The sequence below is a fragment of the Pseudomonas sp. GD03944 genome, assembly GCF_029839275.1.
Taxonomy (GTDB): domain Bacteria; phylum Pseudomonadota; class Gammaproteobacteria; order Pseudomonadales; family Pseudomonadaceae; genus Aquipseudomonas.
The window spans coordinates 1-26217 of the sequence record NZ_JAOCAH010000019.1; the positions used below are offsets into that span (position 1 = coordinate 1).

The 26217-nt window shown below is 66.0% G+C and carries 19 protein-coding genes and 1 pseudogene; 9 read left to right on the forward strand and 11 right to left on the reverse strand.

The features are described 5' to 3' along the window. The 3 genes from N5C28_RS21960 to gcvH form a co-directional block, all read right to left on the reverse strand. A partial coding sequence (locus tag N5C28_RS21960; protein WP_279825482.1) for a sodium:alanine symporter family protein occupies positions 1 to 1345 on the reverse strand: 1345 nt, incomplete at its 3' end. Positions 1346 to 1643: 298 nt separating this feature from the next. Next, positions 1644 to 4496 (reverse strand): aminomethyl-transferring glycine dehydrogenase, encoded by a 2853-nt coding sequence (gene gcvP, locus N5C28_RS21965; RefSeq protein WP_279825483.1) that lies wholly within the window; start codon positions 4494 to 4496, stop codon positions 1644 to 1646. A gap of 9 nt (positions 4497 to 4505) precedes the next feature. Then, positions 4506 to 4889 (reverse strand): glycine cleavage system protein GcvH, encoded by a 384-nt coding sequence (gene gcvH / locus N5C28_RS21970; protein WP_279825484.1) that lies wholly within the window; start codon positions 4887 to 4889, stop codon positions 4506 to 4508. 535 nt (positions 4890 to 5424) lie between these two features. On the opposite strand from gcvH, the gene N5C28_RS21975 reads away from it, so the two are divergent. From N5C28_RS21975 to N5C28_RS21985, 3 genes are all read left to right on the forward strand, one after another. Next, the gene (locus N5C28_RS21975; protein ID WP_279825485.1) at positions 5425 to 7233 is read left to right on the forward strand and encodes a DUF1302 domain-containing protein; all 1809 of its coding nucleotides are present in this window, start codon (positions 5425 to 5427) and stop codon (positions 7231 to 7233) included. Positions 7234 to 7269: 36 nt separating this feature from the next. Next, positions 7270 to 8637: a DUF1329 domain-containing protein gene (locus N5C28_RS21980; protein WP_279825486.1), complete on the forward strand. Its 1368-nt coding sequence runs from the start codon at positions 7270 to 7272 to the stop codon at positions 8635 to 8637. 116 nt (positions 8638 to 8753) lie between these two features. After that, complete coding sequence (locus tag N5C28_RS21985; RefSeq protein ID WP_279825487.1) at positions 8754 to 11366, forward strand: LuxR C-terminal-related transcriptional regulator; 2613 nt, start codon at positions 8754 to 8756, stop codon at positions 11364 to 11366. Positions 11367 to 11370: 4 nt separating this feature from the next. Here N5C28_RS21985 and N5C28_RS21990 read toward each other — a convergent pair whose 3' ends face one another. After that, positions 11371 to 12174, reverse strand: coding sequence for a tetratricopeptide repeat protein (locus N5C28_RS21990; protein ID WP_279825488.1), 804 nt, complete (start codon positions 12172 to 12174; stop codon positions 11371 to 11373). A gap of 169 nt (positions 12175 to 12343) precedes the next feature. Between N5C28_RS21990 and N5C28_RS21995 the strand changes: the two genes are divergently transcribed. Beyond that, positions 12344 to 13366 carry a Glu/Leu/Phe/Val dehydrogenase dimerization domain-containing protein gene (locus tag N5C28_RS21995; RefSeq protein WP_279825489.1) on the forward strand — a complete coding sequence of 341 codons (1023 nt, stop codon included), beginning with the start codon at positions 12344 to 12346 and terminating at the stop codon, positions 13364 to 13366. Positions 13367 to 13405: 39 nt separating this feature from the next. Here the strand turns inward: N5C28_RS21995 and N5C28_RS22000 are convergent, their stop codons facing one another. Next, complete coding sequence (locus N5C28_RS22000; RefSeq protein ID WP_279825490.1) at positions 13406 to 13663, reverse strand: YebG family protein; 258 nt, start codon at positions 13661 to 13663, stop codon at positions 13406 to 13408. Between the two features lie 515 nt (positions 13664 to 14178). On the opposite strand from N5C28_RS22000, the gene N5C28_RS22005 reads away from it, so the two are divergent. Together N5C28_RS22005 and N5C28_RS22010 are read left to right on the forward strand one after the other, a co-directional pair. Then, positions 14179 to 16251, forward strand: coding sequence for a TonB-dependent siderophore receptor (locus N5C28_RS22005; protein WP_279825491.1), 2073 nt, complete (start codon positions 14179 to 14181; stop codon positions 16249 to 16251). 153 nt (positions 16252 to 16404) lie between these two features. After that, positions 16405 to 16887 carry a phosphate-starvation-inducible PsiE family protein gene (locus N5C28_RS22010; RefSeq protein ID WP_279825492.1) on the forward strand — a complete coding sequence of 161 codons (483 nt, stop codon included), beginning with the start codon at positions 16405 to 16407 and terminating at the stop codon, positions 16885 to 16887. Between the two features lie 304 nt (positions 16888 to 17191). Here the strand turns inward: N5C28_RS22010 and N5C28_RS22015 are convergent, their stop codons facing one another. From N5C28_RS22015 to N5C28_RS22035, 5 genes and pseudogenes are all read right to left on the reverse strand, one after another. Next, complete coding sequence (locus N5C28_RS22015) at positions 17192 to 19525, reverse strand: DEAD/DEAH box helicase (RefSeq protein WP_279825493.1); 2334 nt, start codon at positions 19523 to 19525, stop codon at positions 17192 to 17194. A 98-nt stretch (positions 19526 to 19623) separates the two neighbouring features. Next, positions 19624 to 20494, reverse strand: a pseudogene (locus N5C28_RS22020) (AraC family transcriptional regulator). A gap of 347 nt (positions 20495 to 20841) precedes the next feature. Further along, entirely contained in the window at positions 20842 to 21234 is a 393-nt protein-coding gene (locus tag N5C28_RS22025) for a GFA family protein (protein ID WP_279825494.1), read from the reverse strand. 17 nt (positions 21235 to 21251) lie between these two features. Further along, complete coding sequence (locus N5C28_RS22030; protein WP_279825495.1) at positions 21252 to 21812, reverse strand: GNAT family N-acetyltransferase; 561 nt, start codon at positions 21810 to 21812, stop codon at positions 21252 to 21254. Between the two features lie 120 nt (positions 21813 to 21932). Next, positions 21933 to 22853 (reverse strand): DMT family transporter, encoded by a 921-nt coding sequence (locus N5C28_RS22035; protein WP_279825496.1) that lies wholly within the window; start codon positions 22851 to 22853, stop codon positions 21933 to 21935. Between the two features lie 95 nt (positions 22854 to 22948). Here N5C28_RS22035 and N5C28_RS22040 point away from each other — a divergent pair, with 95 nt between their 5' ends. Continuing rightward, positions 22949 to 23758, forward strand: a complete 810-nt coding sequence (locus N5C28_RS22040) for a helix-turn-helix transcriptional regulator (protein ID WP_279825497.1) — start codon at positions 22949 to 22951, stop codon at positions 23756 to 23758. Between the two features lie 54 nt (positions 23759 to 23812). Here N5C28_RS22040 and N5C28_RS22045 read toward each other — a convergent pair whose 3' ends face one another. Next, a complete protein-coding gene (locus N5C28_RS22045) occupies positions 23813 to 24241 on the reverse strand; it encodes an organic hydroperoxide resistance protein (RefSeq protein ID WP_279825498.1) in 429 nt (142 codons plus the stop codon). Positions 24242 to 24487: 246 nt separating this feature from the next. On the opposite strand from N5C28_RS22045, the gene N5C28_RS22050 reads away from it, so the two are divergent. Continuing rightward, the gene (locus N5C28_RS22050) at positions 24488 to 24817 is read left to right on the forward strand and encodes an ATP-binding cassette domain-containing protein (protein WP_347881276.1); all 330 of its coding nucleotides are present in this window, start codon (positions 24488 to 24490) and stop codon (positions 24815 to 24817) included. Between the two features lie 140 nt (positions 24818 to 24957). Next, positions 24958 to 26160, forward strand: coding sequence for a Na+/H+ antiporter NhaA (nhaA, locus tag N5C28_RS22055; RefSeq protein ID WP_279825500.1), 1203 nt, complete (start codon positions 24958 to 24960; stop codon positions 26158 to 26160). The last annotated feature ends 57 nt before the right edge of the window (positions 26161 to 26217 follow it).

Here is a 26217-nt window from a genome sequence, read left to right on the forward strand (position 1 = left end):
TGGCTTCCTTGGCGAAGTGATCACGGGTGAGTTTGATCACCACCGGGCTGAGCAGCAGCAGCGACAGCAGGTTGGGGATCGCCATCAGGCCGTTGAGGGTGTCGGCCAGCAGCCAGGCGAAGTCCAGCTGGGCGACGGCACCGAACGGCACGGCCAGTACCCAGATGATGCGGAACGGCAGGATCGCCTTGGTACCGACCATGAACTCCCAGCAGCGCTCGCCGAAATAGCTCCAGCCCAGGATGGTGGTGAAGGCGAAGATCACCAGGGCGATACTCAGAATCGCGCCGCCGAAGCCTGGCATGGCCGATTCGAAGGCCGCCGCCGACAGGGCGGCACCGCTGGCGCCGCTGGTCCATACGCCGGAGCAGATGATCGCCAGGCCGGTCATGCTGCAGATGATGATGGTGTCGATGAAGGTCCCGAGCATGCCGATCATGCCCGAGCGCACCGGGCTGTTGGTGGTGCCGGCGGCCTGGGCGATGCCCGCGGTGCCGAGACCCGCTTCGTTGGAGAAGATACCGCGCGCCACACCGAAGCGGATCGCTGCCATCACGGCCGCACCGGCGAAGCCACCGGTGGCGGCGATCGGGGTGAAGGCGTAGGTGAAGATCAGCTCGAAGGCGCCCGGGATCGCCGAGGCGTTGACCACCAGCACGACCACCGAAGCGATGATGTAGGCCACGCACATGAACGGCACCAGGGCCGCCGCGACCTTGCCGATGCGCTTGATGCCGCCCAGGATGACCAGGCCGACGATGATCATGGTCACCAGGCCGGTCACCCAGAGCGGGACGGCGAAGGTGGTTTCCAGGGCGTGGGCCATGCTGTTGACCTGAACCATGTTGCCGATGCCGAAACCGGCGAGGCCGCCGAAGATGGCGAACGCGGTGCCCAGCCACAGCCATTTCTTGCCCAGGCCGTTCTTGATCGCGTACATCGGGCCGCCCACGTGCTCGCCGCGCTCGTCCTTCTCGCGGTAGTGCACGGCCAGTACCACTTCACAGTACTTGGTGGCCATGCCGACCAGCGCCGTGCACCACATCCAGAACAGGGCACCCGGGCCGCCGAGGAAGATCGCCGTTGCGACCCCGGCGATGTTGCCGGTACCCACGGTGGCTGCCAGGCAGGTCATCAGGGCCTGGAAGGGGCTGATCTCGCCACTTTCTTCGTCATCTTTTTTGCGACCCTGCCACATCAGCCTGAAACCGGCACCGATCTTGGCCAGTGGCATGAACTTCAGGCGCAGCATGAGGAAGAAACCGGTGCCGAGGATCAACACCAGCATGGGCGGTCCCCAGACGAGGCTGTTGACCTGATTGACGAGAGAAGAGAGGAATTCCATGTAACGCTCCTTTTTCTTGTTGTTGGACACCGGGGATTACCCGGGCCGAATAAGGACTTTCGTGCGGTTGTGCCGCAAAGCCTGTTGCCAGGTCGCCAAGCATCTTCCGCCGTCATTCGGCAGAAGGAGGGCAGTGGCTACCCGATGCGCTGTGTATTGCCGACACAGGGTCGCACATCGGGCAGCCACAAACACGATGCGATCACCGATTCGGTGATCGTGGAGCGTTCGTGGTGTACCGTCCCGGCCCGGGCAGCGTGACCGCTTCGGTTCCGGGGCGGTGCATCGACGAGGGGCGTCAGACCTCCTGGTAGGCCTCGATGGACGGGCAGGCACAGATCAGGTTGCGGTCGCCGAACACGTTGTCGACGCGACCGACCGGCGGCCAGTACTTGGCTTCCACCAGGGTGGCGGTCGGGTACACCGCCTGCTCGCGGCTGTAGGAGTGCGTCCACTCACCGACCAGTTCCAGGGCGGTGTGCGGGGCGTTCTTCAGCGGGTTGTCGTCCTTGTCCAGGTCGCCGCGCTCCACCGCGCGAATCTCCTCGCGGATGGCGATCATGGCGTCGCAGAAGCGGTCCAGCTCTTCCTTGGACTCGCTTTCGGTCGGTTCGATCATCAGGGTGCCGGCCACCGGGAACGACATGGTCGGGGCGTGGAAGCCGAAGTCGATCAGGCGCTTGGCCACGTCGTCGACGCTGATGCCCGAGCTGTCCTTGAGCGGACGGATGTCGAGGATGCACTCGTGCGCCACCAGGCCGTTGCTGCCGGTGTAGAGCACGGGGTAGTGCTCTTCCAGGCGGCGGGCGATGTAGTTGGCGTTGAGAATCGCCATCTGCGAGGCGCGCTTGAGGCCGTCGCCGCCCATCATGCTGATGTACATCCAGGTGATCGGCAGGATGCTGGCGCTGCCGAACGGCGCGGCACTGACCGCCCCTTCCTTGCGGGCCATGTGGCCGTGGCCGGGGAGAAACGGGATCAGGTGCGACTTGACGCCGATCGGGCCGACGCCCGGGCCGCCACCGCCGTGGGGGATGCAGAAGGTCTTGTGCAGGTTCAGGTGCGAGACGTCGCCACCGAACTGGCCCGGCGCGCAGAGGCCGACCATGGCGTTCATGTTGGCACCGTCGATGTACACCTGGCCGCCGTTGTCATGAATGATCTGGCAGATGTCGCGGATGCCTTCCTCGAACACCCCGTGGGTGGACGGGTAGGTGATCATCAGCGCGGCCAGGCGCTCCTTGTGTTCCTCGGCCTTGGCGCGCAGGTCGTCGATGTCGACGTTGCCGCGGGCGTCGCAGGCGGTCACCACCACGCGCATGCCCGCCATGCTGGCGGTGGCCGGGTTGGTGCCGTGGGCCGATTGCGGGATCAGGCAGATGTCGCGCTGATCGTCGCCACGGCTCTGGTGGTAGGCACGGATCGCCAGCAGGCCGGCGTACTCGCCCTGAGAGCCGGCGTTGGGCTGCAGGGAGATGCCGTCATAACCGGTGGCGGCGCAGAGCATGGCCTCCAGTTCGTCGGTCAGTTGCTGGTAGCCCTGGCTCTGCTCGGCCGGGGCGAAGGGGTGCAGGTTGCCGAACTCCGGCCAGGTGACCGGGATCATCTCGCTGGCGGCGTTGAGCTTCATGGTGCAGGAGCCCAGCGGGATCATGCTGCGGTCCAGGGCCAGGTCCTTGTCGGCCAGCTTGCGCAGGTAGCGCATCAGCTCGGTTTCGCTGTGGTAGCGGTTGAACACGGCGTGCTGGAGGATCGCCGACTGGCGCAGCAGGCCTTGCGGCAGGCGCGTGGCGACCTGGGCAGCCAGCTCGGCGAAGGCCGGTGCGGCCTGGGTGCCGGCGAACAGGGCCAGCAGGTTTTCCACGGCGGCCTGGTCAGTGGTTTCGTCCAGCGACAGGCCCAGGCGGGTGTCGTCGATCACCCGCAGGTTGATGCCGGCAGCGCGCGCCTTGGCATGCAGCGCGGCGGTCTGGGCGCCGGTGGCGATGCTCAGGGTGTCGAAGAAGTGCTGCTGCTCGATGCTGTGGCCCAGCTTGCTCAGGCCCTGGGCGACGATCGCGGTGAGTGCGTGCACGCGCTGGGCGATGGCGGTCAGGCCCTGGGGACCGTGGTACACGGCGTACATGCTGGCGATGTTGGCCAGCAGCACCTGAGCGGTGCAGATGTTGCTGGTGGCCTTCTCGCGGCGGATGTGCTGCTCGCGGGTCTGCATGGCCAGGCGCAGGGCCGGCTTGCCGAAACGGTCCACCGACATGCCGACCAGGCGGCCCGGCATGTCGCGCTTGAACGCGTCGCGGGTGGCGAAGTAGGCGGCGTGCGGGCCACCGAAGCCCAGCGGTACGCCAAAGCGCTGGGCGCTGCCCAGGGCGACGTCGGCACCGAACTCGCCCGGCGGGGTGAGCAGGGTCAGGGCCAGCAGGTCGGCGGCCACGGCGACCAGGGCGTTGGCCGCGTGGAAACGCTCGACCAGGGCGCTGTAGTCGAAGATGTCGCCGTTGCTGGCGGGGTACTGCAGCAGGGCGCCGAAGTAGGCGCTGGCGTCGCCGATGGTGGCCTCGTCACCGATTTCGATCTCGATGCCCAGGGGCTCGGCACGGGTGCGCAGCACGTCGAGGGTCTGCGGGTGGCAGTGCTGCGAGGCGAAGAAGGTGTTGCTGGCCTTGTTCTTCGACAGGCGTTTGCAGAAGGTCATGGCTTCGGCGGCGGCGGTGGCTTCGTCCAGCAGCGAGGCGTTGGCGATCTGCATGCCGGTGAGGTCGCTGACCAGGGTCTGGAAGTTCAGCAGCGACTCCAGGCGGCCCTGGGAGATTTCCGGCTGGTAGGGGGTGTAGGCGGTGTACCAGGCCGGGTTTTCCAGCAGGTTGCGCAGGATCGGGCTCGGGGTGTGGGTGCCGTAGTAACCCTGGCCGATGTAGGTCTTGAACTGCTGGTTCTTGCCGGCGATGGCCTTGATGCGGGCCAGGGCATCGGCTTCGCTGAGGCCCGGCTGGCTGCCGAGCACGCTGCTGCCCTTGATGCTTTCCGGGATGACGCTGGCGGTCAGCGCGTCGAGGCTGTCGTAGCCCAGGGTGTCGAGGATCGCCGCGGTGTCGGCGTCGCGCGGGCCGATGTGGCGGGCGATGAATTCGTTCTGGGTGGTCAGATCGGTCATGTCGGGGTCTCAGGCGTCAGCGTTGGCGTTCAGCAGGCGGTCGTAGGCGGCCTTGTCGAGCAGGGCGGCCACGGCGGAGGCGTCGACGGGGCGGAAGCGGAAGAACCAGCCCTGGCCCAGCGGGTCTTCGTTGACCAGCTCCGGGCTGGCTTCCAGGGCGGTGTTGATTTCCACCACTTCACCGTCGAGGGGCATGGCGATGTTGCTGGCGGCTTTCACCGATTCGAGCACGGCGACTTCGGCGCCCATGGCGTAGTCCTGCACCTCCGGCAATTGCACGAAGACCACGTCACCCAGTGCTTCCTGAGCATAGGCAGTGATACCTACGGTGACCAACCCATCGGCGTCCTGACGCAGCCATTCGTGATCGACGGTATAACGCAACTCGCTCATGTGAACTCCTCAAGTGGTCGGCTCGCCCGTTTCTGGCGCGGGCGATGAAAAAAGCGCCCGTGCGGTGGCGAGCAGATGAAGAGCTGTTAGCAAAGGCAGTGCCATTGCTGTTATTTGTATATAAATCAATTGGTTGGATATTTTTCCGGTTGAACTTGAGATTTGCTGTGTATCGAAATCGATACGGTCTTTTCAGGCAAGGTTGCTGACTGTCGTAACGAATGGGTCATGTCGCCCGCTGGCAGGTATGTGTCGCTTTCATTACGCCGTATTGAAATCGATACGATTGCGGCGCGTTCATCCCGGTGATCTCGGCCGTCGGACCTTCTGCTGCGGCGCGCGACGGGCCTGATCGAGCGAGGCGCCCGCACGCATGGAACAGCTGCATCATTCATTCCGTGAATCGCCGCCCCGAAGCCGGCCGTCCCTGGCCGTTCACTCTTTCGAGCGACAGCGCGAATCCTCCCTTCGGGCGCTTATCCACCCGACAGGCCATGCGTACGGTTCTCCCAGTTTCACCAACCAGGAGAGCCGCATGACAACAACAAAAAGGCCCGGAGCATTCCAGCCAACGATTCTGGCTATCGCCATCGCCATGGGCACTGCCGCCCAGGCCCAGGCCGTCACCTTCAACATCGGGGAAATCGAGGGGCAGCTCGACTCGTCTATGTCCATCGGTGCCAGCTGGTCCACCGCCAAGCCGGACCGGGATCTGGTCGGCAGTGCCAACGGCGGGACCGGTTTCACCCAGACCAACGATGACGGGCGGCTGAACTTCAAACGGGGTGAAACCTTCTCGAAGATCTTCAAGGGCATCCACGACCTGGAGCTGCGCTACGGCGACACCGGTGTGTTCGTGCGGGGCAAGTACTGGTACGACTTCGAACTGAAGGACGAGAGCCGCCTGTTCAAGGACATCAGCGACAACAACCGCAAGGAAGGCGCCCAGTCCGCCGGTGCCGAGCTGCTCGATGCCTTCGTCTACCACAACTACGCCATCGGCGACCTGCCGGGCAGCGTGCGCCTGGGCAAGCAGGTGGTGAGCTGGGGCGAAAGCACCTTCATCGGCAACTCGATCAACAGCATCAACCCGATCGACGTGTCCGCCTTCCGCCGGCCCGGTGCCGAGGTCAAGGAAGGGCTGATCCCGGTCAACATGTTCTACGTGTCGCAGAGCCTCACCGACAACCTGTCCGCCGAAGCCTTCTATCAGCTGGAGTGGGACCAGACCGTGGTGGACAACTGCGGCACCTTCTTCTCCACCACCGACGTGCTGCAGGACGGTTGCACCGACAACTACCGCATCCTCGACGCCACCACCCTGGCCGGCCTGGCGCCGTTCACCGGTGCCCTCGCGGGCCTGGGCGTGGACGTCAACGGCGAGGGCCTGAAGCTGCCCCGTGGCGGCGACCGCGATGCGCGCGATTCCGGCCAGTGGGGCGTGGCGCTGCGCTGGCAGGGCGACGAGACCGAGTACGGCGCGTACTTCATGAACTACCACAGCCGTACGCCGAACCTGACGGTGAAGAACGCCTCGGCTGCCGACATCCTCAATGCCCTGACTGTCGCCGGGGGCGCCCTGGCCCAGCCGATCCTGCTGGGGCGCGGCCAGTATTTCTTCGACTACCCGGAAGACATTCGCCTCTACGGCCTGAGCTTCTCCACCACGCTGCCCACCGGCACCGCCTGGTCGGGTGAGCTGAGCTACCGGCCGAACCTGCCGATCGGCCTCAACACCGCCGACCTGACGCCGCTGATCGCCACCAGCGTCGCGGCCGGTGCTGCCGCTGGCGGCCTGGCGGGTGCACAAGCCATGGCGGGCGTCGAGCACCGCGGCTACAACCGCAAGGAAGTCACCCAGGCGCAGACCACCTTCACCCACTTCTTCGATCAGGTCATGGGCGCGGACCGCCTGACCGTGGTCGGTGAGGTCGGCGTGACCCGCGTCGGCGGCCTGGAGAGCACCCGCGAGGTGCGTTACGGCCGCGATGCGATCTACGGCACGGCCTATGGCACCGGCGCGGCCAACCTGCAATCCGACGCGATGTACGGCCGCCACGGCTACGTCACCGCCACCTCCTGGGGCTACCGCGCCCGGGCGATCTGGGACTACAGCGACGTATTCGCCGGGGTCAACCTCAAGCCCAACCTGTCGTTCTCCCACGACGTGGACGGCTACGGCCCGGTCTTCAACGAGGGCACCAAGGCCGCGAGCATCGGCCTGGATGCCGAGTACCGCAATACCTACACCGCCAGCCTGTCGTACACCAATTTCTTCGGTGGCGATTACCACATCAACACCGATCGCGACTTCGTCGCCCTCAGTTTTGGCGTGAACTTCTAAGGCCGGACTCCGGGAATACAGAGGAAAAGAACCAGCATGAACACCACAAAAAATCTGTTCGGCGCATTGGTCCTGTCGTTGCTCGCCAGCAGCGTGATGGCCGCCGTACCTGCCGCCGAGGTCGAGAAGCTCGGTACCAGCCTGACGCCCCTGGGCGGTGAAAAGGCCGGCAACGCCGCCGGCACCATTCCGGCCTGGACCGGCGGCCTGCCCAAGGACGCCGCACCGGTCAGCGCCAACGGCTTCCTGGGCAACCCGTTCGCCGACGAGAAGCCGCTGTTCGTGATCACCGCGCAGAACGTCGACCAGTACAAGGACAAGCTGTCCGCCGGCCAGCTGGCGATGTTCGCCCGCTACCCGGACAGCTACAAGATGCCGGTCTACACCACCCACCGCACCACCAACGTGCCGGATGAAATCAACGCTGCCGCGCGCATCAGCGCCGAGAAAACCACCCTGATGCCGGGCGGCAACGGCCTGAAGGATTTCACCGACAGCCGTTACTACGCCTTCCCCATTCCGCAGAATGGTCTTGAGGTGATCTGGAACCACATCACCCGCTACCGCGGTGGCAACCTGCGCCGCAACATCGTGCAGGCCACGCCCCAGGCCAATGGCAGCTACACCCTGGTGCATTTCACCGACGAGGTGTCGTTCCCCAGCGGCATGGCGGGCCTGGACCCGGCCAAGGCGGAAAACGCCCTGCTGTTCTTCAAGCAGCAGGTCACCGCGCCGTCGCGCCTGGCGGGGAACGTGCTGCTGGTGCACGACTCCCTCGACCAGGTGGCGGAGCCGCGCATGGCCTGGCTCTACAACTCCGGCCAGCGCCGCGTACGGCGTGCGCCGCAGGTGGCGTACGACGGCCCGGGCACCGCGTCGGACGGCCTGCGCACCTCGGACAACTTCGACATGTTCAACGGGGCGCCGGACCGCTACGACTGGAAGCTGGTCGGCAAGCGCGAGATGTACATCCCCTACAACAACTACAAGATCAACTCGCCTGAAGTGAAGTACAGCGACATCCTCAAGGTCGGCCACACCAACTCCGACCTGGCGCGCTACGAGCTGCACCGCGTGTGGGAAGTGGAAGCGACTCTCAAGAGCGGCGAGCGCAACATCTACGCCAAGCGTCGCTTCTTCGTCGACGAGGATTCCTGGCAGATCGCCGCCTCGGAAATGTACGACGGCCGTGGCCAGCTGTGGCGCGTGGGCGAGGCGATGATCTACCAGCACTACGTGGCGCAGGCGTCGAGCTACGCCTTCGAGGCGCTCTACGACATCATCGGCGGCCGCTACCTGGCGATCGGTATGATGAACGAGGAGAAGCGCTCCATCGAGTTCGGCATCAAGACCTCGGCCAAGGATTACACCCCTGCGGCCCTGCGTAACGCCGGCGTGCGCTGAGCCTTATGACGTGACATTCAGGCGGCCCTTGGGGCCGCCTTTTTCGTTGCGATGGGGGTAGGCTCGAAGGCCCGCCTTGCGGTGCTTCCACAACGATAAAAAAGGGAGCCGATGCCATGTCCGTGAACCCTCAACGCCACGCGACCATCACCCCGCTCAACCCACCGGTGCGCCGTTCGTCGCGCCTGCCCGCGCAGCATGTCGCGCGCCGTCGCCTGAGCGAGCCGTTGCTGACCAGCGAGTGCCGCCTGCGGCTGCTGTGCGCACCCGCCGGGTTCGGCAAGACGGTGCTGCTGCGCGAATGCATGGAACACCTGCCCCACGACACCCGCCTGCTCTGGCTCGACCTGGGCGGCCGCGCGCTGAGCGCCGGGCAGTTGCTGGCGCGCCTGGCCGCCGCCCTGGACCGACCGGTGCCCGAAGGGCCGGTGGTCGATGCCCTGCTGGCACTGCTGGACGTGCCCGGCCAGCGCCTGTGGATCGTGCTCGACGACTACCCGAGAACGCCCTGCGCCGAACTCGACGACTGCCTGGAGCAATTGCTGGAGCAGGGGCCGACGGGCGTCGCCTGGTGGCTCAGCAGTCGCCGCAAGCCCTTGTGCAACCTGCCGCGCCTGCTGCTGCAAGGCGACCTGCTGGCGCTGGATGCCCAGGCCCTGGCGCTGACTGACGAGGAGCTGGAGCAGGTGGCGCAGGGCTACCCCGTGAGCCTGTCGCCGGCGCAGCGGGAGCAGTTGCAGCAGTATTGCTCCGGCTGGCTGGCCGGGGTCTGCCTGACCCTGTTGGAGGCCGATGAGCCGTCGCTGCCGACGCGCCTGCGCACCGGCACCGCCTACCTGCACGAGTACATGCAGCGCGAACTGCTGGCGCCGCTCGATGATGAACTGCGTTACGTGCTGATGACCCTGGCACACCTGCCGCGCTTCACCGCCGAGCTGTGCGAGCACGTGCTGGAAGCACCGCAATCGCCGATCTTCCAATTGCTGCTGGACCACCAGTTGCTGGTGCGGGCACAGGAGTGCGAAGGCGAGTGGTGGTGCCTGTGGACGCCGCTGGCCGCGGCCCTGCGCCGTCAACCGGAGCGCTTCGCCCTGTCGCCCATGCACCTGCGGGCCTGCCGCTGGTTCGCCGAGCGCGGTGAACTGCGCGAGGCGGTGGAGCACGCCTTGCTCGCCCACCAGCCGGAAGTGGCGGCCAACTACCTGCAGCGTTTCGGCCAGGAGCAACTGCTGACCGGGCGCAACGTCTCGCTGTTCCTGCAATGGCGCACCGAGCTGCCCCAGACCCTGTTCGCCAGTACGCCGCGGCTGATCGTGCTGCACGCCTGGGCCTTGCTCACCTGCGCCCGCCTGGACGAAGTGGACGATTGCATGGCGGACCTGGCGCACTTCCTGCCGCAGCCGGATGCCCGGCGCCAGCGGGTGCTGCTGGCGCACTGGCAGGCGCTCAATGGCACGCTGTCACGCCAGCGCGGCGAGCCCGAGGCGGCCCGGCATTGCCTGGAGGCCCTGGAGGTGCTGCCGGAGCAGGCCTGGTCGCAGCGGGTGCTGTGCCACCAGGCCCTGAGCCAGCAGGCGATGGCCGAAGGGCGCATGGATGTGGCCGAGCACTTCAACCTGGAAGGCATCCGCCTGGCGCGCCAGTGCGGCAGCGTGCTGTACGAAAGCCTGCTCACTGTCGACCGCATCCACTGGCTGGAAATGAGCGGTGAAAGCGTGCGTGCGCTGGAATTGGTGGACCACGCCCTGGAGCACCTGCGGGCCACGGTGCGCCATAGCCCGGTGCTCGGCCGGCTGTTGTTGCTGCGTGGGCGCCTGCTCGCCGCCCAGGGGTTGCTCGAAGACGCCTGTGCCACCTACCAGACGGGACTGGCCGAGGCCGAGAGCTGCGAGGATGCCTATACCTTCTACGGCTACCTGGGCCTGGCCGGTCTGGCGTCGCTGAAAGACCGCTTCCCACAGTCGTTCCAGTGCCTGCGCGAAGCCGAACGGCTGATGCAGTGGCGGCATGTGCCGGAGGTGCGTTATCGCGGCGTGCTGGAGCTGAGCAGCGGGCTGTGCTGGCTGCGCCAGAATGAACTGGACAAGGCCCGCGAGGCGTTCACCCGGGTGCTCGAACAGTACGGCGACGGTGACCTGCTGGCGCCGTCCGGCTCGTTCGACCTGCTGCCGCGCATTCGTCGCTACCTGGCGGTCTGCCAGATGCTGGAGGGGCACCATGAGGAGGCGATCGAGGCGTTCCGCGAGCAGATGGCGCAGACACAGATGAGGGGGCAGTTGACCCTGGCCTGCGAGTGCCGCTTCGGCCTGGCCGAGGCGTTGTACCTGGCGGGGCAGATCGACGAGGCCGACGGTCAGTTGAGCGGAGCCCTGGCCGAGGCGGCGCGCCAGGTGCTGGTGCGGCCGCTGCTGGAGCTGCAGCAGCGCCAGCCGGCATGGCTCGACCAGCACCTGCCTGGGCAGCCGGACGAAAGCCTGCATGCGCGCCTGCTGGGGCAGGGCCGCGACCTGGTGGTTGCGCCGGCCCCGACCGAGGCCTCGCCGCTCAGTACCCGTGAGCTGGCAGTGCTGCGCCTGATCGCCCAGGGCTGTTCCAACCAGGAAGTGGCTGAGCAGCTGTTCATCTCGTTGCACACGGTCAAGACCCATGCCCGGCGGATCAACGGCAAGCTCGGGGTGGCCAGGCGTACCCAGGCGGTGGCGCGGGCCAAGACCCTGGGGCTGCTGTAGGGCGTCAGTGCAGGGCGCAGGTGCCGCTCAGCTGGCGCAGGCGCTCGCCCAGCAGCAGGCGCTGCGCCGGGTCGTCACACAGCAGCAGGGCGCGCTCCAGGTCGAAGCGTTCGGCATGCGGGCACTCCAGGCGCTGGTACAACTCGGCCCGGGCCAGATGATCGGCCATGGTCGGCGCACCCAGTTGCAGCACCCGTTCGGCATCCTTCAGGGCAGGCAGGTAGTCATCGTCCAGCAGGTGCAGCTGGCGCAGGTTGCGTGACAGGCGCAGCAGCATGCCGCGGGCATCGCAAGTGGTCAGGTGGGTGGCGTCGAGCACGCTGCCCTTGCCCTGGTAGCGCTGCAGCAACTCGCGGCAGTCGCGGGTGTACAGACGGCGGCCGCCGCAAGGGTCGAGCAGGTGGTCGGCACCGGGGACGCGCAGCAGGAAATGCCCGGGGAAGTTCACCCCCTGCAGCGGAATCTCCAGGCGGCGCGCCAGCTCCAGGGCGATCAGCGACAGGGACAGCGGCTGCCCGCGCCGGCGCCGCAGCACCTTGTGCAGCAGGGCGACATGGGGCCGCAGCGGGCTCTCTTCGTCCTCGTGGAAATCCAGCTCGTTGAGGCGCCGCAGCAGCGGCTGGGCCATTTCCTGCGCAGGCAGGTCCGGCAGGCCGGCCCGCACCTGCACCAGCAGGCTGTTGAGCTCCTGCATGACGTCCGCCGGTTGCACGGTGGGGTCATGTTCGGCGGCAACCCACAGCGCCGCTTCGAAGCAGGCAGGGGGCTCACGATCAAGGCAGGCAAAGCAGTGTTCGCGCGGGCTCATGGTCACCTCCGGTGATAGGTCGTTTTTAACCGTCTCCCCGCGCTACGTCCAGTCTCTGAATCCTTATGCCTCGTTGGGACAGCTGGTTTCGTGACTTAGATCGGTTCGGCCGGTCGCGACGGGAGGCGGCACCTATACTGCTGGTAACCGAAAGCAGGGGAGCCACAGCATGTTCACCATGATGGAAGCCGCCCGACTTGAGGCATTGCACCTCGCGCAGGACCCGGAGTCGGGCCTCAAGGCCATCATCGCCATCCACAACACCCGGCTGGGGCCCGCCTTGGGAGGCTGCCGCTACCTGGCCTACCCGGATGAACAGAGCGCTATCCGCGATGCCATCCGCCTGGCCCAGGGCATGAGCTACAAGGCCGCGCTGGCGGGGCTGGAGCAGGGCGGCGGCAAGGCGGTGATCATCCGGCCAGCCCATGTGGATAACCGCGGCGCCCTGTTCGAAGCCTTCGGGCGCTTCATCGAACGCCTCAATGGCCACTACATCACCGCCATGGACAGCGGCACCTCCAGCGCCGACATGGATTGCATCGCCCAGCACACCCAGCATGTGACCAGCACCACCCGCGAAGGCGATCCGTCGCCCCACACCGCCATGGGTGTGTTCGCCGGCATTCGCGCCACCGCCCAGGCGCGTCTGGGCAGTGACAACCTGGAAGGCCTGCGGGTGGCCATCCAGGGGCTGGGGAACGTGGGTTATGCCCTGGCTGAGCAGTTGCATGCGGTGGGGGCGGACCTGCTGGTCAGCGACCTGGATGCGGGGCGGGTACAACTGGCGGTGGAGCAGTTCGGTGCACGCCCGGTGGCCAGCGATGCGCTGCTCACCACGCCGTGCGACATCCTTGCGCCCTGCGGCCTGGGCGGTGTGCTCAATGCCGAAACGGTGGGGCAACTGCGTTGTTCGGCGGTGGCCGGGGCGGCCAACAACCAGCTGGCCAGCGCGGAGATCGCCGACACCCTGCAGGCGCGGGGCATCCTCTATGCGCCGGACTATGTGATCAACTCGGGCGGCCTGATCTACGTCGCCTTGCAGCACCGGGGTGAAAGCCTGCCGGCGATCACCGCGCACCTGGCGCAGATCAGCCGTCGGCTCACGGAAGTCTATGCCCATGCCCAGGTCGACAAGCGCTCGCCGGCGCGTGTCGCCGACAGCCTGGCCGAACGCCTGCTCTACGGGCGTTGAACCCTGGGGCGGCGCATCGCCGCCCGGTTCGTGCGTGGGTTACTCGGCCGGCTGGGACAGCTCGGCCAGGGCACCCACGTTGTTCTTGAAGGCCGCCGCGAACACCATGCGGTTCTTGGCCATGTAGATGCTGGCGTCTTCCGCCTGCTTTTCCGTCAGACCTTCGACATTCTTCAGCAGGATCTCCGTGAGCGATTCAGCCAGCTCCAGCATTTGATCGTGCGCGTCGGCAAGTTTGCGGTCCACGAAAGTAGTCTCCAGGTCGCGGGTACTGCGATACAGGGTTTCAACAGCCATCTTCGGCCTCGTCATCAGGTGCAGTAGGTGGAGGGGGTAGCCCCACGTCGTCATGCAGTTGGGTTACCGGCCCGTCAGTGGGCGGGCCTATCGTACGACCCCGGTGCTGATCCATGCACACGCTTTGCTGCGATCACCTGCCCGCGCTGTTCGGCCGGCGGGAGATTCGCAAGAATTACTGTGTATCCATACAGGTGTGCGAGCTTAATGAAAGCAGGGTCATTTGGCCAGCACTCATTTGCTCGGGCGAGATCGGGGCGCGTTCAGTATGACGTAGGCTCTGGGGCGAGCCTTGCAGGCGGCCTGAAGCGAAGCGGTGTTAGCAGGGAAGTTCGGAGAAAAACGGAGATTTATTGTCAAATATTCGTATTCACTGTTTTAAGTAAGAATATTTATCAATATCATGTCGCCCTCCGAAAAACCGCCAACAGACTGAGAGCCGCATGCTTGTCTCCTGTGTTTTTGCTCGTCGATCCCTCGCCCGTTCCATCCGCCTCGCCGCCCTGGGTGTTCCCATGGTGGCCGTTTCCATGGCGATCAGCGCGGAAGAAGCCGCCCAGGACACCATCGAGCTGGATGCTCAGAGCGTCATCGCCACCCCCATGGTCGAGCGGGCCAGCGACCCGGTCCAGGGTTACGTGGCCACCCGCAGCGCCAGCGGTACCAAGACCGATGCGCCGATCACCGAAATCCCCCAGTCGATCAGCGTCGTGACCGCTGACCGGATTCGCGACCAGGGCTCGCTGACCGTGCAGGACGCCCTGCGCTACAGCGCCGGCGTGCGTGGCGAGGCCTTCGGCCTCGACAGCCGTGTCGACTCCATCATGGTCCGTGGCACCTCGCCGGCCATGTTCCTCGACGGCCTGCAGCAGGGCGTGGGTTACTACAACAACACCCGGGTCGATCCGTTCACTCTGGAACGCATCGAAGTGCTCAAGGGCCCGTCGTCCATGCTGTACGGCCAGAGCCCGGTGGGCGGCCTGGTGAACATGGTCAGCAAGCGTCCGCAGGCCGAACAGAAGACCCAGATTCAGGCGCAGTACGGCACCTTCGACCGCAAGCAGCTGGCCGTGGACACCACCGGCCCGCTGAACGAAGACGGCACCCTGCTGTACCGCGTGGTGGCGATCAAGCGCGATGCCGGCTCGCAAGTGGACCATGTGCACGACAACCGCTCGCTGTTCATGCCGTCGCTGACCTGGAAGCCCAACGACGACATCGAATGGACCGTGATGGCCAACGTGCAGAAGGACGATTCGGTGTCCTCCTCGCAGTTCCTGCCCCATGAAGGCACGCTGTACCGGGGCCGTGCCGGCCACCTGAGCAGCAGCACCTTCTCCGGCGAGCCAGGCTTTGATGAATACGATACCGAGCAGGTCGCGTTGACCTCGAATTTCTCCTGGCGCCTGAGTGACACCTGGACCGTGCGGCAGAACCTGCGCTGGCAGAAGAGCAAAGCCAGTTACCAGACGGTCTATGGCTGGCCTTGGGTATACGCGGCGGACGGCCGCACGATCGATCGCGTTTCCTCCATCTCCAAGCCGGAAGTAAAAATGTGGACGGCTGACCATCAGGGCGAAGCGCGTTTCGATACGGGCGCGTTGCAACACACCGTACTTGTCGGGGTCGACTATCAGCACTCGGTGGCCAACGAAAAAACTGGTGGCGGCAATCCAGGGGCGCTTGATCTATACAACCCTGTCTATACGGGGTACGACGGTTCGGATATCAGCCTGAGCGATACTCCGGAGCAACGCGTGGCTCAGAAGGGCATCTATATTCAGGACCAGATGCGCTACGAAAACTGGTTGCTGACGCTGGGTCTTCGCAGGGACTGGGCAGACAACAAGACCGAAGGCAGCCGCACGCAGAAGGATGACGCCACCACCGGCCGTGTTGGTCTGACCTACCTGTTCGACAACGGCGTCGCGCCCTACATCAGCTACAGCGAGTCGTTCCAGCCAGTGATCGGGTTGAATAACGGCTTGACGCCTTACAAGCCGCTCGAGGGCGAGCAATGGGAACTGGGCATCAAGTACCAGCCGGTGGGTAGCAACAGCCTGTACACCGCTGCGGTTTTCGATCTGCGTGAAAAAAACCGTCAGATGTCTGACCCTACGGACCCGACCAACACCCTGCAGAGTGGCGAGACCCGCGTGCGCGGCCTGGAGCTGGAAGCCCAGGTTGAAGTCACCTCCAACTGGGACCTGATCGGCACCTACACCAAGCTCGACACCGAGACGATGGAAGGCGAGGCGGTCAACAAGGGCAAGCGCATCGAAAGCGTGCCGGACGACATGGCCTCGCTCTGGAGCATGCACCGCTTCAGCATCGCCGGCATTCCAGGCTTCCGCGCCGGTGCAGGCGTGCGTTACGTGGGCGCGAGCTGGGATGGCCAGGACGACCTGAAAACCCCATCCACCACCCTGTATGACGCCATGGTCGGCTACCAGTACAAGAACTGGGACTTCACCGTGAACGCCACCAACCTGGAAGACGAAACCTACTACACCACCTGCCTGGCGCGTGGCGACTGCTTCACCGGCAACCGTCGCACCGTGACCGGCACCGTCGCCTACAGCTTCTGATCCAAAACCCCTCCCCGACCCGGTGCGTCACGATGGCGCACCGGGTGTCTTTTCCCCGCGCAATACCCTCTCCTTGAGGCTGGTCCCGTTTCTGCATAGTGAAATTGTCACTGTGCGGGTGGAGCATCGCCCTGTCTTTTTCGAGGAGTACCGATGGTGAGTCGTAACTGGGCTGAACGCAGCCGCGAGCGGATGCACAAGCAGGCTAATACGGTGGGCAACCTCTTCGTCGAGGGCTTTCATTACCTGGGGCTGTTCGCCATTGGCGCCGCCACGGCGTGGGCGTCTGTCATGGCGTTCTGGGAAATGGTGCAGGCCCGCCACGCCAGCGTGGATGACATTCTGCTGCTGTTCATCTACCTGGAATTGGGGGCGATGGTCGGCATCTACTTCAAGACCAACCACCTGCCGATCCGCTTCCTGCTCTACATCGCCATCACCGCGTTGACGCGCTACCTGATCGGCGATGTCTCGCACCACAAGGCACCCGATATCGGGTTGCTGTACCTGTGCGGCGGCATCTTCTTCCTGGCGCTGTCGGTGCTGGCGGTGCGCTTCGCCTCGTACCGCTTCCCGTCGAGCAAGGCGATCGACTCGACGGGCGAAGTGATCGGGGATACCTACAACGAGAAGTGAACGCGCGCTGCGGGGGGGTGGAAATGAAGAGCGATTTCCACCCTACGAGGGTGTGCATCGGGGCATGCCGTTCGTAGGGTGGATGTCGCTTTTTACATCCACCGTGCAGGTTCCCTGCCGATGTACGTGCGTCAGTCACTGAGTGGTGCGAACAGCGGCCGACCGCGGGGCGTCAGTTTGTACCAAGTGGTGGAAATAAAGAGCGATTTCCACCCTACGTGGGCCTGGTATCGGAGCATGCCTTTCGTAGGGTGGATGTCGCTTTTTACATCCACCATTCAGGTTCCCTGTCGACGTTCGTGCGTCAGTCACTGAGTGGCGCGAACAGCGCCGCCAGGTCGTCTTCGGTCAGTTGCCACTGGGCCTGGCTGCCGCCCTCCAGCACGCCTTTGGCCAGGTTGGCCTTGGCCTGCTGCAGGTGCTGGATCTTCTCTTCCACGCTGCCGCGGGTGATCAGCTTGTAGACGAACACTGGCTTGTCCTGGCCGATGCGGTAGGCGCGGTCGCTGGCCTGGGCTTCGCTGGCCGGGTTCCACCAGGGGTCGAAGTGAATCACCGTGTCGGCGGCGGTCAGGTTGAGGCCTGCGCCCCCCGCCTTGAGGCTGATCAGGAAGATCGGCAGGTCGCCGGCCTGGAACTGCTGCACCGGCGTGCGGCGGTCCTGGGTGCTGCCGGTGAGCTTGGCGTAGCGGATGTTGCGTGCCTTCAGCTCGTCCTCGATCAGGCCGAGCATCGAGGTGAATTGGGAAAACAGCAGGACCCGGCGGCCTTCGGCGAACAGCTCCTCGAGCATGTCCAGCAGGGCGCTGAGCTTGCCCGAATCCTGGCTGCGCAACGGGCTGTCGTCGCCGTCCAGCAGGCGCAGGTCGCAGCAGGCCTGGCGCAGGCGCAGCAGGGCTTCGAGGATGACGATCTGGCTGCGGGCCAGGCCCTGGCGGGCGATCTCGTCGCGCACTTTCTTGTCCATGGCCAGGCGCAGGGTTTCGTAGCGGTCGCGCTGCAACGCGCTGAGTTCGACCCAGTGGGTGATCTCGGTCTTGGGTGGCAGCTCGCGGGCCACCTGCTCCTTGTTGCGGCGCAGCACGAAGGGCTTGATGCGGCCGTTGAGGTGCGCCAGGCGCTGCTCGTTGCCCTGTTTCTCGATCGGGGTGCGGTAATCCTGGGTGAAGCTTTTGCTGTCGCCGAGCCAGCCGGGCATCAGGAAGTTGAACAGCGACCAGAGTTCGCCCAGGTGATTTTCAAGGGGCGTACCGGTCAGGCACAGGCGATGGCGCGCGTTGATCTGGGACGCTGCCAGGGCGGCCTTGCTGCGCGGGTTCTTGATGTTCTGCGCTTCGTCGAGAATCAGCAGGTGATAAGGCTGGGCGCCCAGCACCTTGAGGTCGCGCGGCAGCAGGGCGTAGGTGCTGAGCACGATGTCGTGCTCGGCGATGTGCTTGAACTGGCCGCGGCGCTTTATCCCGTGCAGGGCCAGGACCTTGAGTTGCGGTGTGAAGCGCGCCGCCTCGTCCTGCCAGTTGGGGATCAGGCTGGTGGGCATGATGATCAGCGCCGGATGTTGCAGGCGCCCGGCGAGCTTTTCCGTGAGGATGTGCGCCAGGGTCTGCAGGGTCTTGCCCAGGCCCATGTCATCGGCCAGCAGGCCGCCGACTTCCAGTTCCGCCAGGGCCTGCATCCAGGCCAGCCCTTGCACCTGATAGGGCCGCAGCTTGGCGCGCAGGCCCTTGGGCGCCTTGATCGTGCTGACATCCTGGGCCTGCAGGCGCTGGGCGAACCCGCGCAGGCGTTCGCCGCCCTGCCAGGCCAGGGCCGGCCCCTGTTCCAGGTTGCCCAGGCGCGCGGCGTCGGCACGGGGCAGGCGCAAGCGGTGCGGGGTGTCGCCCGGTTCGCGGAAGAACAGCTCGCCAAGGGTCACCAGCAGCGGCCGCAGGCGGGCGAAGGGCAGGGCGATGCGGCGGTTGCCCTGGGGCAGACTGACCAGCAGCACCTCTTCGTCCTGGCGCTGGGCCAGGGCGTCGCCGGTGAGCAGCCAGGGCGTGCGACGGATCGCCTGCAGCAGGATCGGCAACAGGCTGATGCGCTGGCCTTCGACCTCGATGCCGATTTCCAGATCGAACCAGTCGCGCTCCGGGGCCTCCTCGACCTCGGCGTACCACTCGTCCACCTGGGCCAGGTTGTACTGGAAGTCCGGCTGGATCAGCACGTCCCAGCCGTCCTCGCGCAGGCGCGGCAGGGCCTGCTGGATGAAGGCCAGCCAGGCGCTTTCGTTGGCCAGCTCGAAATGCTCACCGGGATGCTGGGCCAGGGCTTCGCTCTGGCGCAGCGCCACACGCATGCCGGCATCTTCCAGTTGCTGGCGCAGGCGTGCCTCGCCGGCGGCGTCACGCACGACCCGCAGCGGTGCGGCGTCAGGTTGGCGAATGATCAGGTCGCGGGCGGCTTTGCCATAGGCGATGTGGCCCTGGTAATCGAACGCCAGCGCCGCGCGGTGCTGGGTCTGTTCGTGCATGCGCCCCTTGCGCGCATCGAAATGCACGCGCACGTGGCTGCCCAGGGTCAGCACCGCTGACGGGGCTATGCCGCTGAGCACCTGTTCGGGCAGTTCGGCGGAAAAAGTGGGCGACGCATCCTGGGACATCGGGGCGACAACCTGGCTGAACGTTCATCGGGTGATTTACCCGGCCTGAGCGTGGGTAAAGCAGTCGATTCTGGCACAGCTGGGGGTGGTTGCGGCAGTCAGTCGACGACGCTTTGTCGGTAGTGCCCCGGCGTGGTGCCGAAGGCCTGGCGGAAGCGGTTGCTGAAATGGCTGGCGCTGGCGAAACCGCAGGCCAGGGCGATGTCACCGAGCGGCAGCGTGCCCTGGCGCAGCAGGTGCTGGGCGCAGGCGACGGCTGAGCAGGTAGCGGTGCGGCGGCACGCCGAAGCTCAGGCTGAACATGCGCGCGAAGTGGTACTCGGAGAGGTTGCAGAGGTCTGCCAGTTGGCCCAGGCTCAGCGGCTCGGCCAGGTGATCGTCGATGAAATCGCGTACCAGGCGCCGCTGCGCCGGGGCCAGGCCGCCCTTGAGGCGCAGGCCGTCACGCTTGCCGACCTGGGAGAGCAGGGCGTGATCGAGAATGGAGCGGGCCAGGCTGCTGGTCAGCAACCGCTCGCCGGGTTCCTGCCAATCGAGCTGGCTCAACTGGCGAAAGCGCTGGGCCTGCTGGGGATCGTCGAGAAAGGTGCCTTCGTGCAACTGCAGCTCGCGCGGCTCACGGTCGAGCAGGCGCACGGCGCCCAGGGCGAACTGGCTCTGGTTGACGTAGAGGTGGGCCAGGTGGATCTCGCCATTGATCACCCAGGCGGAGCGGTGCCCGGCGGGCAGGATGCACAGTTTGTCGGGCGCGCCCCGGTTGTCCGGGCGTTCGCGGCGGAAGGTGCCGGTGCCGCCCGCCAGGTAGCAGGACAGCGTATGGTGGGTGGGCGCTTCGTAATCGCGGGTGTCGTGGCGGTTGCTCCACAGCGCGGCCGCCAGTCCGTCGCCGAGTTCGGCGCTGTGGACCAGCATGGCATTGGGGGATTGGCCCATGGCTTGGAAAACCTGGCTTTGCTGCAATTGCGACATGACGCACCTCCGGCCTCGCCATGCTACGCCGCCCGGCAGGAAGCGCCAGCCCTTCGAGAAGAAAAGCGCAAGCGCGTGCAAGTTGTGACGCAAGGCACTTAGCCATCACGGTATAGCGAATGTCTTACACGCTCTAGCGGCATTAAGCGCTATTCCCCCTCGATCCAAATCCCTAATCTGTACCCATCCACTGAGCAGCAGGAAGCGTTCAGGATCATGGATGAACGGCCATTGCCAGGACGGCTACTGACAGGATGTCGGAATGGTCAGGAAAAAACCCGCTTAGGCGGGTTTTTTGTTGCCTGCAGAAAAGTCAGGCGCACCTGCAAGGCTCGTGGCACGGGCCTTCAATCGTCTGGCTGCAGCAGGCAGGCGGGCCACCAGCCGGGTTGGCCATCGCGGTAGGAATGGTCACGCGGCGCCAGTTCCGGCTGGTCCGGGTCGTCGAAGACCCCGACGGCGAGAGCCAGGGTCGGTGCATCGTCGATGGCGCCCAGGGTGCTGCCGCACACGGGGCAGAACGCCCGGCTCGTCGCCGCCGACGAGCGCCAAGTGGCGGGGTGGCCGCCGGGGCCGGTCCAGGTCACCTGGTCTCGGTCGAATTCGACCCAGCTCTGGGTCAGTGCGCCGGAGTGGCGCTGGCACTGGCGGCACGAACAGGTGTGGGGTGCGCGCGCCGGGCCGCTGGCGCGGAAGCGGATGTGTCCGCACAGGCAGCCGCCTTCGTATTGGCTCGTCATGGTCCGTTCCTTCCTGGTTACAGGCGCTGCGCCTGCCAGTCATCGAGCAGCAGCCCGTAGAGGGCTGAATCGGACACCACGCCGTCGATTTCCCAGCGTGCCCGCAGGAAACCCTCTTCGATAAAACCCAGGCGCTCCAGGGCCTTGGCCGAGGCGATGTTGCCGGGGTCGATTTCCGCCTCCAGGCGCCGCAGTCCGATCCGCGTGAACGCGTGTTCGATCAGCGCCTGGCCGGCTTCCTGGATGTAGCCCTTGCCCCAGAACGGCGCGCCGATGCCGAAACCGAGTTCGGCCCGGCGCGAGCTCTTCGAATAGCTGAACAGCATGCACTTGCCGATCAACTGGTAAGGGGCCTGGGTAAAGATGCCGAGCGTCAGGCCTTCGCCTTCCTGCATGCTGACCCGGTTGGCGGCGACGAAGTCGAGGGCATCGTCGATGGACGCCCAGGGCGGGGTGTTCCAGTACTTCATGACCTCAGGGTCGGAGAAGATGGCCAGCAGTTCGGTTGCGTCCTCCGCTTCCAGGGGGCGCAGGATGAGTCGCTGGGTTTCGATATGGGTGCCACTGAACGAAAGCAAGACGAAATCTCCTGTGAGGGGCGCACCTTCAACGTGCAAGCCCGGCCAGGTCATCATGACGAACCCGGCGCCCCAACTGGAAACAGAACTGTTGCGGCGCTTTACCTCCGCCGGCTGACGTCAGGCGCGGCGCAGCAGCGTGCGGATCCAGCCATGGCCGCTGACCAGCACGATACCGACCAGGGCCATGCCGGCACCGACCACGAAGCCCGGTTCGATGCGTTCGTCCAGCAGCCAGGCCCCGAGGACGACGCCGAACAACGGGGTGAGGAACGACAGCACGCCCAGGCGCGATGCCAGGTAACGGCGCAGCAGGGCGAACCAGATCAGGAAGCTGGCGAACGACACGATCACCGCCTGGAACGCCAGGCTGGCCCAGACCAACGGGGTCGGGTTGAAGGTGGTGTGGCCGATCAGCACGGCCATCGGCAGCAACAGCACGAAGCCCATCACCAGTTGGTAGAGCAGGGTTTGGGTCGCCGGCAGGCTGGACAGGGGCGTGACCCGGATGATGACCGTGGTGGCGGCCCAGGCGATCCCGCCGAGCAGCGCCAGGAAGTCGCCCCAGAGCATCCGCGGCAGGTCGCTGTCGCCGGTCTGCGCGCCTTGCAGGAAGGCCACCGCCACGCCGCCCAGGGCCAGGGCGATGCCCAGCCATTGCAGCAGGGCCAGGCGCTCGTTGGGCAGTTTCCAGTGCAGCCCCAGGGCGGCGAACACCGGGGCGGTGTAGAGAAACACCACCACATGCCCGGCCGTGGTGTGGTGCAGGGCCTCGCTGACCAGCAGGAACTCCAGAGCGAAGCAACTGCCCGCCAGGACCCCGGGCTGCCAGACGCCCGACGACAGGTTCATCCGCTCACGGCGCGCCACCATCAACAGGCCCACCAGCACGGCCCCGATGCCGGAGCGCAAGGCCAGTTGCAGCGTCGGCGAAAAATCGACGGCGGTGGCCTTGAGGGTGATCTGCTGCAGGCCCCAGATCAGGCACAGCACCAGCATCACGCCGATGGCCAGGCTGTCGAGCGGTTTGCGTGGGTCCATGGCGACGGTCCGGAAGGGGCGAGGGCACATTGTCAGGCCGGCAGGGATGCGATACATAACGCAAATACGACAACTCATCACGGCAGACCGACAACATGGCCAGCGGCGCGCGCGTCCAGCACCTGCACTTGCCTCCCTTCACCCACAGCCTGCCGGCGCCGCTGTATTTTCGTACGGCGCGCATGCCGGCCGAGGCCACCTACCCGACGCACCGGCATGTCTGGGGCGAGTTCGTCTATGCCTTCAGCGGGGTGATGGAAGTGGCGCTGCAGCACCAGCACTTTCTGGTGCCACGGCACTACGGTGTGTGGTTGCCGCCCGGCGTCGAGCACCGGGGCATGAACCGCGGCGAAGCCTGTCACTGTTCGTTGTACGTGTCCGCCGAGCTGACCGGCAAGCTGCCGGCGACCCCCTGCGCCCTGACGGTCACGCCGCTGTTGCGTGCCGTGCTCAATCACCTGCGCCAGCACCCGGATCGGGGAGCGGGCGATGATGCTCACCAGCGCCTGCTGCAGGTCGCGGTGGATCAGCTCGGCAGCGCTGAGTGCGCCGGCAGTTACCTGCCGGCGAGCCGCGATCCGGTACTGGAGCCGGTGCTGCAGGCCCTGCAGGACAACCCCGGCGATACCCGCACCATCGCCGAGCTGGCCCGGGCGGTGCACAGCACGGAGCGAACCCTGATGCGCCGCAGCCAGCGCGAGTTGGGCATGACCCTCAGTGAATGGCGGCAGCGCCTGTGCGTACTCGCTGCTATGCAGCAGCTGGAGGTCGGGCTGTCGGTGGAAAGCATCGCCCACGACCTCGGCTACAGCTCGGTGTCGGCATTCATCGCCATGTTCCGGCGGCTGATGGGCGTGACGCCGGATGAGTACCGCAAGGAGCGGGCCGGCGTCACGCCGGGGTAGAGGCGTTGCCCTGGCCAAGCTGCGCTCCCGTGGCGGGAGCGCAGCCAGGCGGGCTCAGTCGATCAGCGTCAGGGTGACGTCGATGTTGCCGCGGGTGGCGTTGGAGTACGGGCAGACGATGTGCGCCCGGTCGATCAGGATTTGCGCCCGCTCACGATCGAGACCCGGCAGGCTGATGCGCAACTCGACCTCGATGGCAAAACCGGTGGGCACCGCGCCGATCCCCACCACGCCCTCGATCGACGGGTTGGTGGCGATGGCCAGCTTGTCGCGGGCGGCGACGAATTTCATGGCGCCCAGGAAGCACGCGGAGTAGCCGGCAGCGAACAGCTGCTCCGGGTTGGTGCCTTCACCGCCGGTGCCGCCGAGCTCCTTCGGCGTGGTCAGGGCCACGTCGAGTACCCCGTCGGAGGAAATGGCACGACCGTCACGGCCGCCGGTGGCTTCTGCATAGGCACGGTAAGCGATGGTTTCAATCGACATGCGGGCAATCCTCTGGAAGGGCGTCGGGGGGAGGTTCTGAGGGTCGCGCCAGGCAGGCCCGAGATGCCGGTGAGCCGGCAGCCGGGGGCGACTCCGCCATGCAGTCTAGTGCAGCCCGGGAAATGTTCCCGGCAGTGATCGGCACCCCCGGTTGCCCCTGACGCTGCGTGACCTCGTGACCTCGTGACCTCGTGACCTCGTGACCTACTGGCCTATCCCGCGCCTCAGCCCGAGCCGGATGAACGCTTGGTGACGGTGCTCGAGCAGGTCGGCCTTGGTCGTCTGCGCGACCAGTTGGGGCGCCAGGCGGAGTGGAGCCGGGAGCTGTCCGGTGGCGAGCAACAGCGCATCGGCCTGGCCCGGGCGCTGCTGTATCGGCCGCAAACGCTGTACCTGGACGAAGCCACCAACCAGCTCGACGACCAGGCCGCGAGCGAGCTGCTGCGGCTGTTGCGCCGCGAGCTGCCGCGCTGCACGGTGATCGGCGTCAGCCATCAGGTGGCGGTGCAGGGCCTGTTCCAGCGTGCCCTGAACCTGCTGCCCACGCCGTCACCGCAGGCCGAGGCGGTGGTGTAGCCGCCGCCGGCGGACGACGAACGCCCTGGTCCGAAAGGGCCAGGATGCGTGTACTATCCGAGCTGGGTGTCTCCGCAATCGGGCGGACGGCAGGTTGAATTCAGTGCAGGTCGGGCCGCTTGCACGGAGTGACCGTTTTCGTGAGCCCTGACCAATCCCCCCGGCCAGCGTCGGCTGCCGCCACCCCCAATACCACCTTCCTCAAGCGTCTGTTCGCCGGAGAGTCTTCCGGGGGCATCGTGCTCATGCTGGCAGCCCTGTGCGCCCTGATCGTCGCCAACTCGCCAGTGGCCGGCACGTATTTCTCGACCCTGCACGTGAAAGCCCTCGGGCTGTCGATCGAGCACTGGATCAATGACGGCCTGATGGCCATCTTCTTTCTGCTGGTCGGGCTCGAGATCAAGCGTGAAATGCAGGTCGGCCAGCTTGCCACATGGGGCGCCCGAGCCCTGCCCGGGTTCGCGGCGCTGGGCGGCATGCTGGTGCCCGCGCTGGTCTATGTGGCCTTCAACTGGGGACACGGCGACACCATCGGCGGCTGGGCCATTCCGGCGGCCACCGACATCGCCTTCGCCCTGGGCGTGCTGTCGCTGCTGGGCAAGCGCGTGCCGGTGTCGCTGAAGGTGTTCCTCTCTGCCCTGGCCATCCTCGATGACCTGGGCGCGGTGCTGATCATCGCGCTGTTCTACGCCGGGGGCCTGTCGATGCCGATGCTGCTGGCCAGCCTGGGGGCGCTCGCCGTGCTGGTGGCGATGAACCGCCTGGGCGTACGTCGCCTGTCGCCGTACCTGGTGGTGGGCGCGGTGCTGTGGTTCTGCATGCTGCACTCGGGTATCCACGCGACCCTGGCCGGTGTGGTGTTGGCGCTGTGCATCCCCCTGGGCGATCCCACGGCGCACGAGCGTTCGCCGCTGCTGCGCCTGGAGGGCATGCTGTATCCGTGGGTGGCGTTTGCCGTGGTGCCGGTGTTCGGTTTTGCCAACGCCGGTGTGTCCCTGACCGGTATCACCCTGGACAACCTGCTCGACCCGGTGCCCCTGGGCATCACCCTGGGGTTGCTGCTGGGCAAGCAGCTGGGGGTCTTCACCCTGGCTGCGCTGACCATTCGCTCAGGGCTGGCGCGGATGCCCGAGGGCGCCACCTGGCCGCAGCTGTATGGCGTGGCGGTGCTGTGCGGTATCGGTTTCACCATGAGCCTGTTCATCGGCAACCTGGCGTTTCCAGGCAACCTGTTGCTGATCAGCGAGGTGAAGATCGGGGTGCTGGCCGGCTCCGTGCTATCGGCGCTGCTCGGTGCGATGATCCTCTGCTGCGTCGGGCACCTGCGGCAACGGGCCCGTTGAACGGCAGCCGCCCGCCTAGTGGGCGGGCGGCTCGATTACCCCAGAAAAGGACCGACC